11 protein-coding genes are annotated in these 14,182 nt (G+C 72.3%); 3 read left to right on the forward strand and 8 right to left on the reverse strand.

The features are described from left to right. Positions 1-18 precede the first annotated feature (18 nt). The 7 genes from ccoG to H4F90_RS05440 all read right to left on the reverse strand — a co-directional run bounded on the left by ccoG (position 19) and on the right by H4F90_RS05440 (position 7,441). Positions 19-1,470, reverse strand: a complete 1,452-nt coding sequence (gene ccoG, locus H4F90_RS05410) for a cytochrome c oxidase accessory protein CcoG (RefSeq protein ID WP_182662181.1) — start codon at positions 1,468-1,470, stop codon at positions 19-21. After that, entirely contained in the window at positions 1,467-2,417 is a 951-nt protein-coding gene (ccoP, locus tag H4F90_RS05415; RefSeq protein WP_182662183.1) for a cytochrome-c oxidase, cbb3-type subunit III, read from the reverse strand. Before ccoP ends, ccoG begins: the two co-directional genes overlap by 4 nt. Then, a complete protein-coding gene (locus H4F90_RS05420; protein WP_182662185.1) occupies positions 2,414-2,602 on the reverse strand; it encodes a CcoQ/FixQ family Cbb3-type cytochrome c oxidase assembly chaperone in 189 nt (62 codons plus the stop codon). The genes ccoP and H4F90_RS05420 overlap by 4 nt, the downstream gene beginning before the upstream one ends. A gap of 19 nt (positions 2,603-2,621) precedes the next feature. Continuing rightward, complete coding sequence (gene ccoO / locus H4F90_RS05425) at positions 2,622-3,257, reverse strand: cytochrome-c oxidase, cbb3-type subunit II (RefSeq protein ID WP_182662187.1); 636 nt, start codon at positions 3,255-3,257, stop codon at positions 2,622-2,624. A gap of 15 nt (positions 3,258-3,272) precedes the next feature. Beyond that, complete coding sequence (gene ccoN, locus H4F90_RS05430) at positions 3,273-4,724, reverse strand: cytochrome-c oxidase, cbb3-type subunit I (protein ID WP_182662189.1); 1,452 nt, start codon at positions 4,722-4,724, stop codon at positions 3,273-3,275. A gap of 110 nt (positions 4,725-4,834) precedes the next feature. After that, positions 4,835-5,050, reverse strand: a complete 216-nt coding sequence (gene ccoS / locus H4F90_RS05435; protein WP_182662191.1) for a cbb3-type cytochrome oxidase assembly protein CcoS — start codon at positions 5,048-5,050, stop codon at positions 4,835-4,837. A gap of 24 nt (positions 5,051-5,074) precedes the next feature. Continuing rightward, on the reverse strand, positions 5,075-7,441 hold the full coding sequence (locus H4F90_RS05440) for a heavy metal translocating P-type ATPase (RefSeq protein WP_182662193.1): 2,367 nt from the start codon (positions 7,439-7,441) through the stop codon (positions 5,075-5,077). Between the two features lie 84 nt (positions 7,442-7,525). Between H4F90_RS05440 and H4F90_RS05445 the strand changes: the two genes are divergently transcribed. From H4F90_RS05445 to H4F90_RS05455, 3 genes are all read left to right on the forward strand, one after another. Beyond that, complete coding sequence (locus H4F90_RS05445; protein WP_182662195.1) at positions 7,526-8,002, forward strand: DUF192 domain-containing protein; 477 nt, start codon at positions 7,526-7,528, stop codon at positions 8,000-8,002. A 114-nt stretch (positions 8,003-8,116) separates the two neighbouring features. Beyond that, complete coding sequence (gene pepN, locus H4F90_RS05450; RefSeq protein ID WP_182662197.1) at positions 8,117-10,846, forward strand: aminopeptidase N; 2,730 nt, start codon at positions 8,117-8,119, stop codon at positions 10,844-10,846. Between the two features lie 35 nt (positions 10,847-10,881). Next, on the forward strand, positions 10,882-11,901 hold the full coding sequence (locus tag H4F90_RS05455; RefSeq protein WP_182662199.1) for a class 1 fructose-bisphosphatase: 1,020 nt from the start codon (positions 10,882-10,884) through the stop codon (positions 11,899-11,901). A gap of 114 nt (positions 11,902-12,015) precedes the next feature. Here the strand turns inward: H4F90_RS05455 and H4F90_RS05460 are convergent, their stop codons facing one another. Then, positions 12,016-14,046, reverse strand: coding sequence for a bifunctional metallophosphatase/5'-nucleotidase (locus tag H4F90_RS05460; RefSeq protein WP_182662201.1), 2,031 nt, complete (start codon positions 14,044-14,046; stop codon positions 12,016-12,018). Positions 14,047-14,182 lie beyond the last annotated feature (136 nt).

Below are 14,182 nucleotides of genomic sequence, written 5' to 3' on the forward strand. Positions count from 1 at the left end.
GGGCGCGGCCCCGGAGGTTCAGCGCGGCAGATAGAAGGTGGTGGCCTCGTCCAGACGGCGTTCGGCACCGGCCGGGCCGGCCTCGCGGACCAGGGTCAGGGTGACCGGCAGCGTCGTGCCGCGGGCCAGGGCCGCCGCGGCCTCGGCCGGCAGGCGCAGGGCCAGCGGCACCAGCCGGGTCTCGGCCGGGCCGAGTCGGGCCTCGCCGCGCAGTTCGGCCTGCAGGCCGGGCAGGCCGCGGACTTCGATGCGCAGCTGCTGCGGCAGCTCGGTCAGGTTCATCAGCTGCAGGCGGTAGACGTTCTCGACCAGGCCATCCTCCACCTCGCGGGCCATCACCCCGCGGTCACGGACCACGTCCATCCGCACCGGCGGCCGCAGGGCCAGGCTGGTGACGAAGGCCGCCGAGATCAGCACCATCACCAGGCCGTAGACCAGCACCCGCGGCCGGACGATGGACCGCAGGCTCAGGGCTGCGCGCTCCCCGGCCTCCAGGCCGCGCTGGGTGGCGTAGCGGATCAGGCCCTTGGGCCGGCCGAGCTTGTCCATCACGCCGTCGCAGGCGTCGATGCAGGCGGCGCAGGAGATGCACTCGTACTGCAGGCCCTGGCGGATGTCGATGCCGGTCGGGCAGACCTGCACGCACAGCCCGCAGTCGATGCAGTCGCCGACCGGCGCATTGCCGGCGGCCGCCGCCGCCTTGCGGCCGGCGGTGCGCGGCTCGCCACGGTGCACGTCGTAGCCGACGATCAGCGTGTCATGGTCGAACATCGCGCTCTGGAAGCGCGCGTAGGGGCACATGTACTTGCAGACCTGTTCGCGCAGGAAGCCGGCGTTGCCGTAGGTCGCGACGCTGTAGAACAGCACCCAGAAGGTTTCCCAGGGCCCCAGCGAGAGGGCAGCCACCTCGGCCGCGAGGGTGCGGATGGGTGTGAAGTAGCCCACGAAACTGAAGCCCGTCCACAGCCCGATGGCCGCCCAGGCCACATGTTTGCCGCCCCGCTTGAGCAGCTTCTCCGCGGTCCAGCCGCTGGCATCCAGGCGCAGGCGCGCGCTGCGGTCGCCCTCGAAGCGGCGCTCCACCCACAGGAAGATCTCGGTGTAGACCGTCTGCGGGCAGGTGTAGCCGCACCATTGCCGGCCGGCGACCGCGGTGAACAGGAAGAGGCCGTAGGCGCAGAGGATCAGCAGGCCGGTCAGGTAGATGAAGTCCTGCGGATAGAGCAGCAGGTCGAAGATGTAGAAGCGTCGCGCGCCGAGGTCGAAGAGCAATGCGGGGCGGCCGTTCCAGGTCAGCCACGGCAGCCCGTAGAACAGCAGCTGGGTGAACCAGACCATGACCCAGCGCCAGCTGGCGAACCATCCGCGCACCGTGCGCGGATGAATCTTCGGCCCCGCCGCATACATCCAGATGGTCTTGCGGGCCGGCGTGCCGCCGGCCGCTGCCTGCAGGGGCTCGCCAGGCTTCATGGCGTCCCCGGTGCCGCAGCCTGCAGGGCGGCGGCCTTGCGGCCCGACAGGCCTTCCACATAGGCGGCCAGCACGCGGATCTGGCTCGGCGTCAGGCGCTGGCCGAAGGCCGGCATCACGTTGTGCTTGCCTTCGGTGACCATGCGGGTGATGGCCGCCTCGCCCCAGCCGTGCAGCCAGACCTTGTCGTTCAGCCGCGGCGCACCCAGCATGGGATTGCCGTCGCCCTTCGCGCCGTGGCAGGCCGCGCAGGCGCCGAAGCGATCCCGGCCCAGCTGGGCGGCGATGTTGTTGTGCGCGCTGCCCGACAGGCTCAGCACATAGTGCGCGACCTGGCGGATCTCCTCGGGCCCGCCCACGGCGGCGGCCATCGGCGGCATCATGCCCTGGCGGCCGGCGGTGATGGTCTCGACGATGCGCTCGTGCGCGCCGCCCCACAGCCAGTCGCCATCGGTCAGGTTCGGGAAGCCCTTGCTGCCGCGGCCGTCCGAGCCGTGGCACTGCGCGCAGTTCGAGAGGAAGAGGCGCTCGCCCAGCGCGCGGGCCGAGGGATCGTCGATCAGCTGCTCGGGCGATTTCGCATCGAAGGCCGCGTAGATCGGCGCCACGCTCTGCTGCTCGGCCTGCTGCTCCTTGCGGTACTCGCCGGCCGAGGTCCAGCCCAGCGTGCCGCTGCGGCTGCCGAGGCCAGGGAAGAGCGTCAGGTAGGCGCCGGCGAAGATCACCGTCAGCACGAACAGGATCACCCACCAGCGCGGCAGCGGGTTGTTGAGCTCGCGCAGATCCTCGTCCCACACATGGCCGGTGGTCGGATCCTCGCGGCCGTCGGGGCCGAGCACCACCGTGCGGCGGCTGGCCACGAAAAGCAGCACCAGGCAGGCCAGCAGGCCCACCACGGTCACGGCGGCGATGTAGACATGCCAGCCCTGGGTGAAGAAATCGCTCATTGCACAGCTCCGGTGGGCAGGGCCGAGGGCTTCGAGACGGCCGGCAGCGGCTCGTCCTCGAAGGGCAGGACCGCGGCCGCGGCATGGTCGGCCTGGGCGCTCTTGCGCCAGGCCTGCCAGACGATCCAGGCGAAGGCCAGGAAGGACAGCAGCGTCACCACGCTGCGCAGGGTGTTCACATCCATCGTGCTTCTCCCGCGGGGCTCACTTGACTGCGGTGCCGAGCACCTGCAGGTAGGCGATCAGCGCCTCGATCTCGGTCTTGCCCTTGACGGCCTCGGCGGCCCCGGCGATCTCGGCATCGCTGTAGGGCGCGCCCAGGGTGCGCAGGGCCTGCATGCGCGGCGCGACGGTTTCCGGCGCCACCGTCGCCGTGGCCAGCCAGGGATAGGCCGGCATGTTCGACTCGGGGACCAGGTCGCGCGGATTGTTCAGGTGGATGCGGTGCCACTCGTCCGAGTAGCGGCCGCCCACGCGGTGCAGGTCGGGGCCGGTGCGCTTGCTGCCCCACTGGAAGGGCCGGTCGTAGACGAACTCGCCGGCCTGCGAGTAGGGGCCGTAGCGCAGCACCTCGGCGCGGAAGGGCCGGATCATCTGCGAGTGGCAGTTGTAGCAACCCTCGCGCACATAGATGTCGCGGCCCAGCACCTGCAGCGCGGTGTAGGGCTTGAGGCCCTCGACCGGCTGGGTGGTGCTGCGCTGGAAGAACAGGGGAACGATCTCGACCAGGCCGCCGACCGCCAGCACCAGCAGGGTCAGCACGACCATCAGGAAGCTGCTGGTCTCGATGCGCTCATGGCTGAAGGTCTTGACCGGGGTGTCGTGTTGCGTGTTGCTCATCGGATCCTCCAGGTCTCAGGCATGGGCTGCCTGCGGGGCGGCCGGCAGGGCGTTCACGGCGCCGGGCTCGCGGCCGGCGCGCACGGTCATCACCACATTCCAGGCCATCAGCAGCATGCCGCCGAGGTACATCAGGCCGCCCACCAGGCGCACCACGTAGAAGGGGAAGGTGGCCTTCACGCTCTCGACGAAGCTGTAGACCAGGGTGCCGTCGGCATGCACCGCACGCCACATCAGGCCCTGCATGACGCCGGCGATCCACATGGCCGCGATGTAGAGCACGATGCCCAGGGTCGCGATCCAGAAGTGCAGCTCGATGGCCCGCGTGCTGTACATGGCCTTGCGGCCGAACATGCGCGGGATCAGGTAGTACATCGAGCCCATGGTGATGAAGCCCACCCAGCCCAGCGCACCGCTGTGCACGTGGCCGATCGTCCAGTCGGTGTAGTGGCTCAGGGCGTTGACCGTCTTGATCGACATCATCGGACCCTCGAAGGTCGACATGCCGTAGAAGGACAGGCTGACGATCAGGAACTTCAGGATCGGGTCGTCGCGCAGCTTGTGCCAGGCCCCGCTGAGGGTCATGATCCCGTTGATCATCCCGCCCCAGCTCGGCGCCAGCAGCACGAGGCTGAAGACCATGCCGATGCTCTGTGCCCAGTCGGGCAGCGCGGTGTAGTGCAGGTGGTGGGGGCCCGCCCACATGTAGGTGAAGATCAGCGCCCAGAAGTGCACGATCGACAGGCGGTAGCTGTAGACCGGGCGCTCGGCCTGCTTCGGGATGTAGTAATACATCATCCCCAGGAAGCCCGCGGTCAGGAAGAAGCCGACCGCGTTATGGCCGTACCACCACTGCACCATCGCGTCCTGCACGCCGGCATAGGCCGAGTAGCTCTTCATGAAGCTCACCGGCAGCGCCGCGCTGTTGACCACGTGCAGCAGGGCCACCGCCAGGATGAAGGCGCCGAAGAACCAGTTCGCCACATAGATGTGGCGCACGCTGCGCTTGGCGATGGTGCCGAAGAAGACGATGGCGTAGGCCACCCAGACCCCGGTGATCAGCAGGTCGATCGGCCATTCCAGCTCGGCGTACTCCTTGCCGCTGGTGTAGCCCAGCGGCAGGCTGATCGCGGCACCGACGATGACCAGCTGCCAGCCCCAGAAGACCGCATCGGCCAGCCAGGGCGCGAACAGCCGCGTGCGGCTGGTGCGCTGCACCACGTGGAAGGAGGTGGCCATCAGCGCGCAGCCGCCGAAGGCGAAGATCACCGCATTGGTGTGCAGCGGACGCAGGCGGCCGTAGCTCAGCCAGGGGATGCCGAAGTTCAGCGCGGGCCAGGCCAGCTGGGCGGCGATGAAGACGCCCACCGCCATGCCGACCACGCCCCACAGCACGGTCGCCAGCGCGAACAGGCGCACCGGGCGATCGTCGTACACCGGCTCGGGGGCCGGCAGGGAGACACTCATCTGACACTCCTACGAATCGGATGCACCGATTGTTCGGAGGCCGGCCCGGGCGCGGCTTGATCCGGATCAAGCTTGCTGCGGCCCCGTGGGCCGCGACCGACAAATGGGCCTCAGTCGCCGTCCTGATCCGGCGATCGGGCGGGGGGCTTCGCGGCCTCGGGCGCCCTGGCCGCGGCGGGCGCGGGCGGGTCGGGGGCCTCCATCAAGCGCAGGCCCTCGCGTTCCAGGTCGTCGAACTGGCCGCCGTGCAGCGCCCAGGCGAACAGCGCGATCAGGCCCAGCACCAGCAGCACGGACAGCGGCAGCAGCAGGTAGAGGATGTCCATGGGGCTTCCGATCGGCGCCGCGGCTCAGCGCCCGGCGCGCAGCGCGTTGCCGACGACGAAGAGCGAGCTGAAGGCCATGCCCAGGCCCGCAGCCCAGGGCGCCAGCGTGCCGCTCATCGCCAGCGGCAGCGCCAGCAGGTTGTACAGCAGGGCCCAGACCAGGTTCTCGCGCACGATGGCCAGGGCCTTGCGCGCACGCTGACGGGCCGCGGCGATCTCGGGCAGCCGGCTGCCGAGGACGACCAGGTCGGCCTGCTGCTGGCTCAGCGCCGCGCCGTGGCCCAGGGCCACCGAGACATCGGCCTGGGCCAGCACCGGGCCGTCGTTCAGGCCGTCGCCGACCATCAGCACCCGGTGGCCCTCGGCCTGCAGGTCCTGCAGGCGGGCCAGTTTGAGCTGCGGGGTGGCCGCCCCCTGCAGCCGCATGGCCGGGGCACCAGCCTCGCGCAGCCGCGCGCCGAAGGCCTGCACGGCGGCCGGGCGGTCGCCGCTGAGCAGTTCCAGGCCCAGGCCCTCGGCCTGCAGCGCGGCCAGCAAGGGCAGCGCGCCCTCGCGCAGCCGCTCGTCGAACTCGAAGACCATGGCCTGCTCGCCCTCGGCCAGGGGCTGCGGCGCCAGGAAGACCACCGGCCGGCCCTTCCATGGCCGCGCGCCGGCCGGGCGCGCCGGCTCGGCCAGGGCCTCGGCGCCCGGCCCCACCCAGGCGGCCGAGCCCAGGCGCCAGGACCGCCCCGCGGCATCGGTCGCGGCCAGGCCGGCACCGGGCTCGTCCACCCGGTCGCCCACGAAGAGCGGCTCGGCCACGGCCGTCCCGGGCCCGCCGGCCTGGGCCAGGGCGCGTGAGAGGGGGTGGCTGGAGCCGGCCGCCAGCGCCAGCGCCCGGGCGATCCACGCCGCGCGCTCGGCCGGCGCGGCCGGGCCGCCGCGGACCTCGGCCAGCTGCAGCGGGTCCTCGCTCAGCGTGCCGGTCTTGTCGAAGCAGGCGGTGTCGATGCGGGCCAGCGCCTCGATCGCGTCCAGCCGCTGCACCAGCACGCCACGCCGCGCCAGGCCGCCGGCGGCCGCCAGCAAAGTGGCCGGCGCGGCCAGGGACAGGGCACAGGGGCAGGTGACGATGAGCACCGCCACCGCCACCGGCAGGGCCTGGGCCGGATCGATCTGCCGCCACACCGCCCAGGCGCCCGCCGCCAGCAGCAGCACGCCCAGCAGGAAGGGGCCGGCCCAGCGGTCGGCGGTGCGCGCCAGCGCGGGCCGGGCGCTGCGGGCGCGCTCCATCAGCTCGACGATCTGCGCGCGGCGGGTGTCGGCCCCCAGGGCCTGGACCTGCATCCAGACGGGCGCCGCCAGGTTCAGGCTGCCGGCCACCACGGCCTCGCCGGGGCCGCGCGGCACCGGGCGGGATTCGCCATTGAGCAAGGCCTCGTCGAAGCTGCTGCGGCCCTCGACCAGCCGGCCGTCGGCCGGCACGGCCTGGCCGGGCTGCAGGCGCAGCGTGTCGCCGACGGCCAGGCGGGCGACGGCCACCGTCTCGATGCGGCCCTCGGCATCCCGGCGCTCGACGCTGTCGGGCAGCTCGCGCAGCAGGCTGTCCAGCGCGCGGGCCACCCGCTCGCGGCCGCGCAGCTCCAGCCAGCGGCCGGCCAGCAGGAAGGCGACGAACATGGTCAGCGAATCGAACCAGACCTCGCCCCCCAGGTCGCCGCCGGGGCCGGGCGGGCCGGGCTCGAAGGTGGCCGCGGTCGAGGCCAGGAAGGCGATCAGCAGGCCCAGCGCCACCGGCAGGTCCATCACCACCTTGCCCTGGCGCAGGCCGCGCAGGGCGCTGGCGAAGAAGGGGCCGGCCGAGAACAGCATCACCGGCAGGCTCAGCACCCAGCCGCCCCAGCGCAGCAGCTGCTCCAGGTCGGGCGCCAGCTCGCCAGGCCCGCTGACGTAGCTGGGCGTGGCCACCATCATCACCTGCATCATGCAGAACCAGGCCACGAACAGCCGCCACAAGGCGCGGCGGCCCTCGCGGGCGCGGGCCTCCAGCGCCGCCTCGCTGCGGGCGGGGTGCGCGTCGTAGCCGGCGGCGCGCACGGCCTCGACCAGCTGCGAGGCCCGCAGCGCATCCGGCCGCCAGCAGACCTGGGCCCGCTCGGCGCTGCCCTGCACCTCGGCCCGCTCGACGCCGGGCAGGGCCCGCAGCGCCGCCTCGATCACGCCCGCGCAACCCGCGCAGTAGAGGCCCGAGAGGGCCAGGCGGGTCTCGGCGCGACGGCTGCCGTCGGGCGCATCGAACCAGCGCGTCGAGTCGGCCAGGCCGGCCTCGTCGTCCAGGGCGGCACGGGCCCGCGCATCGAGCGGCGGCGGACGGGGTCGATCGGACGGGGCGGGGACGGCGGACGGCAAGGTGACAGGATTCTCGGGCGCGCGGCGCCAGGGAAGGCCGGCGCCGCTGCGCTACTCTAGAAGCTGCCTTCGAGGTTCACGCTGATGCAGATCAAATTCCCGTTCCCCGCCGCAGGCCGCGGACTGGCCGCCGTGCTCATCGCGCTGCTGGCCCCGCTGGCGACCGCCCAGAGCCCGCAGCGCCTGCCGGTGGAAACGCTCAGCGCCGGCCTGCACCTGATCCAGGCCGAGATCGCCCAGACCCCGGCCCAGCGCGAGATCGGCCTGATGAACCGCCCCAGCATGCCGGCCCAGGCCGGCATGCTCTTCATCTTCGAGCGGCCCGGCACGCAGTGCTTCTGGATGAAGAACACCCTGCTGCCGCTGACCATCGCCTTCCTGCGCGACGACGGCAGCATCGTCAACACCGCCGACATGCAGCCGCAGAGCCTGCAGGCCCACTGCTCGAAGGAGCCCGTGCGCCTGGCCCTGGAGATGAACCAGGGCTGGTTCGAGCGCAAGGGCCTGAAGCCCGGCGACCGCCTGCGCGGCAAGCCCTTCGCGGGCGCCGCCGCACGCTGAGCGGCCCCCCGGCTGCGGGCCGGCCGGCCTGCGACCGGCCACTACACTGACCGGCGCGGCCGGCTCCTGCGCCGGCCGCGCGCCCCTGCCCCGGATCCCCAGCCCCCTCCCCCCATGCGCGAAGGCACCGCCCCCCTGATCCGCCGCGAGGCCTACACCCCGCCGGCCTACCGCATCCCGGCCGTCGAGCTGGTCTTCGATCTGGACCCGGCCCGCACCGTGGTCCTGAGCCGGCTGAGCATCGAGCGCGACGCCGCCGCAGCAGCGCAACCGCTGCGCCTGGTCGGCGAAGGCCTGAGCCTGGCCCGTGTGCTGGCCAATGGCCAGAGCGTCAGCTTCCGCGTCGACAAGGACGAGAGCGGCCGCGAGGAACTGGTGATCGAGCAGCCGCCCGAGGGCCGCTTCGTGCTGGAGATCAAGGTCGGTCTGGCGCCCGAGAAGAACACCGAGCTGCTCGGCCTCTACACCTCCGGCGGCGGCTTCTTCACCCAGTGCGAGGCCGAGGGCTTCCGCCGCATCAGCTACTTCCTCGACCGGCCCGACGTCATGTCGGTCTACACCGTCACGCTGCGCGCCGACAAGGCCCGCTACCCGGTGCTGCTGGCCAACGGCAACCTGCAGAGCCAGCGCGAGCTGGACGGCGGCCGCCACGAGGCCGTCTGGCACGACCCGCATCCCAAGCCCAGCTACCTCTTCGCGCTGGTGGCCGCCGACCTGGTGGCGCGCGAGCAGCGCATCCGCAGCCGCGCCGGCAGCGAGCACCTGCTGCAGGTCTGGGTGCGCGCCGGCGACCTCGACAAGACCGAGCACGCGATGCGCTCGCTGATGGCCTCCATCGTCTGGGACGAGGCCCGCTTCGGCCTGCCGCTGGACCTGGAGCGCTTCATGATCGTCGCGGTCAGCGACTTCAACATGGGCGCGATGGAGAACAAGGGGCTGAACATCTTCAACTCCAAGTTCGTGCTGGCCAGCCCGGCCACCGCGACGGACATCGACTACGACGGCATCGAAAGCGTCGTCGCCCACGAGTACTTCCACAACTGGACCGGCAACCGCGTGACCTGCCGCGACTGGTTCCAGCTCTCGCTCAAGGAAGGCCTGACCGTCTTCCGCGACCAGCAGTTCAGCATGGACATGGCGGGCAGCCCCTCGGCCCGCGCGGTGCGCCGCATCGAGGACGTGCGCGCCCTGCGCCAGGCCCAGTTCCCCGAGGACGCCGGCCCCATGGCCCACCCGGTGCGGCCCGACGCCTACCAGGCCATCGACAACTTCTACACCGCCACCGTCTACGAGAAGGGCGCCGAGGTCGTGCGCATGATGCACACCCTCGTCGGCGAGGCCGGCTTCCGCGCCGGCATGGACCTCTACTTCCAGCGTCACGACGGCCAGGCCGTCACCTGCGACGACTTCGCCCAGGCGATCGCCGACGCCAACCCCGGCTCGGTGCTGGCGAAGCAGCTGGACACCTTCAAGCGCTGGTATGCCCAGGCCGGCACGCCGCGCCTGGAAGCGCGCAGCACCTGGGAGGCCGAAGCCGGCGCCTGGACGCTGACGCTGCGCCAGCACGGCCTGCCCAGCCCGGGCCAGCCCGAGAAGCAACCCTGGCTGCTGCCGCTGCGCCTGGGCCTGCTCGACGCCGCCGGCCAGGCCCTGCCGCTGCAGCTCGACGGCGAAGACCCGGCCGGCGCTCCCACCGAGCGCGTGCTGGTGCTGGACGATGCCGAGGCCCACTTCCGCTTCGTCGGCCTGCCGGCCGGGCCGGCGGCGCCGGTGCCCTCGCTGCTGCGCGGCTTCTCGGCGCCGGTGCTGCTGGATGACGGGCTGGACGCCGCCCAGCGCCTGCTGCTCCTGCGCCACGACCCGGACGCCTTCAAGCGCTGGGAAGCCGGCCAGCAGCTGCTGCAGGCCGAACTGATGGCGCGCGTGCGCGCCGACGGCCCGGCCGCCACGCCCCTGTCGGCGGGTCTGGTGCAGGCCCTGGCGGCCGTGCTACGCGATGCCGGCCTGTCGCCCGCCTTCCGCGCCCTGGCCCTGAGCCTGCCCAGCGAAGGCCTGCTGGCCGATGCCCTGGCCGCCGAAGGCACGCCGCTGGACCCGCAGCGCGTGCACGCCGTGCGCGAATCGGCCCGCCAGCAGCTCGCGGCCGAGCTGGCCAGCGACTGGGCCGAGGCCTTCGAGGCCCATCCCGACCGCGGTGGCTACCGCCCCGACGCCGAAAGCATGGGCCGCCGTGCCCTGGCCAACCTGGCCCTGGCCATGCTGTGCCTGGACGCCACCCGCCGTGGCGACCCCGTCTGGCCCGGCCGCGCCTACCAGCGCGTCAAGGACGGCAAGCACATGAGCGAGCGCTTCGGCGCGCTCAGCGCCCTGGTTCACGCTCAGGCCGAGCTGGCCGGCCCGGCGCTGGAGCGCTTCCACGCCCTGTTCCGCGACGAGGCCCTGGTGATCGACAAGTGGTTCGCGCTGCAGGCCGCTGCGCCCGAACCGCTCGGCGCCCAGGCCGGCAGCGTCTTCCAGCGCGTGCGCGCCCTGTGCCTGCATCCGGACTTCACGCTCAAGAACCCCAACCGCGCGCGCAGCCTGCTGTTCAACCTGACCGTGCACAACCCGGCCGCCTTCCACCGCGCCGATGCCGCCGGCTACGTGCTGTGGGGCGAGAAGCTGGCCGAGATCGACGCCTTCAACCCCAAGCTGGCCGCCCGCTTCGCCCGCGCGATGGACCGCTGGCGCATCCTCGCCGAGCCCTACCGCAGCGCCGCGCTGGAAGCCCTGCAACGCGCGGCGGCCCGCAGCGAGGTCTCGGACGACCTGCGCGAGATCCTCGACCGCGCGCTGGCCGACTGACCCCCCTCCCCCCTTCCACCCCCACCGGACGCCCCATGAGTCGCCGCATCTCCCTCACCCAGTACCTCGTCGAGCAGCAGCGCGACCACGGCCGCATCAGCCCGCAGCTGCGCCTGCTGCTGGAGGTCGTCGCCCGCGCCTGCAAGAGCATCGCGATCAGCGTGAACAAGGGCGCGCTCGGCGGCGTGCTCGGCACCGCCGAGACCGAGAACGTGCAGGGCGAGGTGCAGAAGAAGCTCGACATCATCGCCAACGAGGTGCTGATCGAGGCCAATGAATGGGGCGGCGCGCTGGCCGCCATGGCCAGCGAGGAGATGGACGCCATCCACGTCGTGCCCAACCGCTACCCCCAGGGCGAATACCTGCTGCTCTTCGATCCGCTCGACGGCAGCAGCAACATCGACGTGAATGTGTCGATCGGCACCATCTTCTCCGTGCTGAAGAAGCCCGGCGAGCAGGCCGGCGTCAGCACCGAGGACTTCCTGCAGGCCGGCCGCGAGCAAGTGGCCGCCGGCTACTGCGTCTACGGCCCGCAGACCACGCTGGTGATCACCGTCGGCGCCGGCGTGGCCATGTTCACGCTTGACCGCGAGCAGGGCAGCTGGGTGCTCACCGAGGACCAGGTCCGCATCCCCGAGGACACCAAGGAGTTCTCGATCAACATGTCCAACGTGCGCCACTGGGATGCCCCGGTCAAGCGCTACATCGACGAGTGCCTGGCCGGCAAGGAAGGCCCGCGCGGCAAGGACTTCAACATGCGCTGGATCGCCTCCATGGTGGCCGACGTGCATCGCATCCTCAGCCGCGGCGGCATCTTCATGTACCCCTGGGACAAGCGCGAGCCGCACAAGGCCGGCAAGCTGCGCCTGATGTACGAGGCCAATCCCATGGGCTTCATCGTCGAGCAGGCCGGCGGCGCGGCCACCAACGGCCGCCAGCGCATCCTGGACATCGCCCCGGAGCAGCTGCACCAGCGCGTGGCCGTGGTGCTGGGCAGCAAGAACGAGGTGGAGCGCGTGACCGCGTACCACCTGGACGCCGCGCCCCAGGCCTGAGCCCGTCCCCACCCGGGCCCGGCGCCTTCAGCGACCGGACCCACCCTGCACAAGGCGCCCCGCGGGGCGCCTTGCTCGTTTTCAGGGCTCAGTGCCTGAGCCCGGGGACCAGGCTCAAGGCGTGGCCAGACCGTCGCTGCGCAGCGAGAGGTTCTGGATGCGCGCATCGCCGGCCGGCGCGCTGTCGGCGGCGGCGAAGGGCGCGGTGCGCGGGAAGCGCGCGGCCAGGAAGGCCGCCAGGGCCTGCTGCTCGGCACCGACGGTGGCATAGGTCTTGGTCACGCCGGCAGCCACCTGGTCGATGCGGTTGGGCGCGCTCAGGCCGGCGAAGGGGTAGCCGTCGCCGCCGCCGGCCAGGAAGTCCAGCGTCACCATCCGGAAGCGGGTGCCGGCCGGGGCCACCACCACGCCGCCGGACACCACGGTCAGCGGCGTCGCGCCGGCGGCCGCGCCGTTCGGGTCGTCGACCACCAGGGTGCGCACGCGCGAGCCGGCTGGCTGGCTGGGGTCGAAGCTGAAGCGCATGCCGCCCACCTGCGGGAACTTGCCCTGGGTGGAGGTGGGCGTCCAGTCCGACACGCCGTGCTCGATCAGCGCCTTCAGCTCGGCCGCCGTCACCGTCACCAGCGACAGGCCGTTGTTGAAGCGCAGCGCGAACTCGATGTCGAGCTGCGAGACATCGCCCGCCAGCTTGCCCGCCGCCGGGTTGGCGCGGGTCGGGCCGCGGCTGCCGGTGGTGGCGCCGGGCGCCACGTCGAAGGCGCCGATCGAGGAGCGGATGCCGCCGCCGTTCTTTAGCGAGATGGCGGTGCTCGCGTCCACCGTCTGCGCATAGGCCAGGTTGGCGTCGGCCGTCAGGTTGCCGAGGTTGGTCTCCTGGTTGCGCACCAGCACGCGGTCGCCTTCCAGGTAGACGCTGCTGGCGCCGGCCAGGGCGCCATCCTTGGCGGCGATCACGGCGGCGATCTTGTCGGCCACCGCCGCCACGCCCGGCTGGGCATTCGCCACGCTCAGGCCCTGGCGGGCCAGGCCCGCCGCATCGGTGGCGTAGGCGCCGTTGACGGTGCTGTCGAGCCGGCCCGGGATGATGCGGCCCTGCGCATCGAAGGGCAGCACGATGCGGCCGAGGTACTTGTAGTCGGCGTCCACATTCACCACCAGCACCGGCTCGCCGGCCGGCGAGGTGAAGCTCAGCGGGTAGGTGCCGCGGCCGGTCTCGCCGCTGCGCGGCACGTCGTTGGCGTCGAAGAGGCGGGTGTTGGAGCCGCCGGCCACGATCAGGTCCACGCCGCGCAGGCGGGTGGCCAGGCCCTGCTCCACCTCGATCTGCTGCATGTGGGCCAGCAGCACGATCTTGTCGATGCCCTGGCTGCGCAGGCTGTCGACGGCCGGCTGGATGCTGGCGGCCAGCGCGTCCAGGTCCGCCGCCAGCGCGCCGCTGGGGCGGATGCCGATGCCGCCGGTGGAGGTGATGCTCGCCAGCGTCGGGGTGGAGGCCCCCACCACGCCGATGCGCTGCCCGTCCACGGTGATCACCGCATGGCCGGCCAGGCGGCCGCCGACCAGGGTCGAGGCCTCGGCACCGTTGTTCGTGGCCGGCGCGCGGCTGGCCAGGTTGCTGTCGGTGCTGAAGTCGAGGTTGGTCGAGAGGTAGGGGAAGCGCGCGCCGCGCCAGGCGCCGCTGGCGCCGATCAGCGCGCCGAAGAAGTTGGTGCCCAGGTCCAGGTCGTGGTTGCCCACCGCGCTGGCCTGCAGGCCCATCAGGTTGAGGATCTCGATGTCGCCACGGCCGGCACCGGTCACGCCCAGCTCGGGGGTCAGCGAGGCATCGTCGGCCGCATTGAAGAAGGGGCCGGGGATGTAGTTGTCGCCCGAGGACAGGAAGACCGTGCGGGCCGGCTGCTCGGCGCGGAACTTGTTCACCAGGGCGGAGAGGGCCTTGCTGTTGGCCACCAGGTCACCGCCGGAATCCATGTCGGCCACATGCAGCACCTGCAGGCTGAAGGCCACTTCGGGCAGCGGGGCGGCGGCGGGCTCGTCCCCCCCGCTGCCGCCGCAGGCGGCCAGGCCGGCGGCAAGGATCAGGCCCAGGGCCAGGCGGGGCCGGGGGGCGAAGGCTCGCGAAACGCGGGGGAAGAGAGGCATCGGGGGCTCCGTCGTCGGGGGACGGCGGATGCTCCCGTTGCGCCATGACCGGGCCGTGTACGGCCCATGAAAGGCCCGTGTCGGCACCGGCCCGGGCCCTCCGGCCCGGAGGCCCCGCCTGCCGCGGGGCCCGGCC

Source organism: Aquariibacter albus (assembly GCF_014145335.1).
GTDB classification, from domain to species: Bacteria; Pseudomonadota; Gammaproteobacteria; order Burkholderiales; family Burkholderiaceae_C; genus Aquariibacter; species Aquariibacter albus.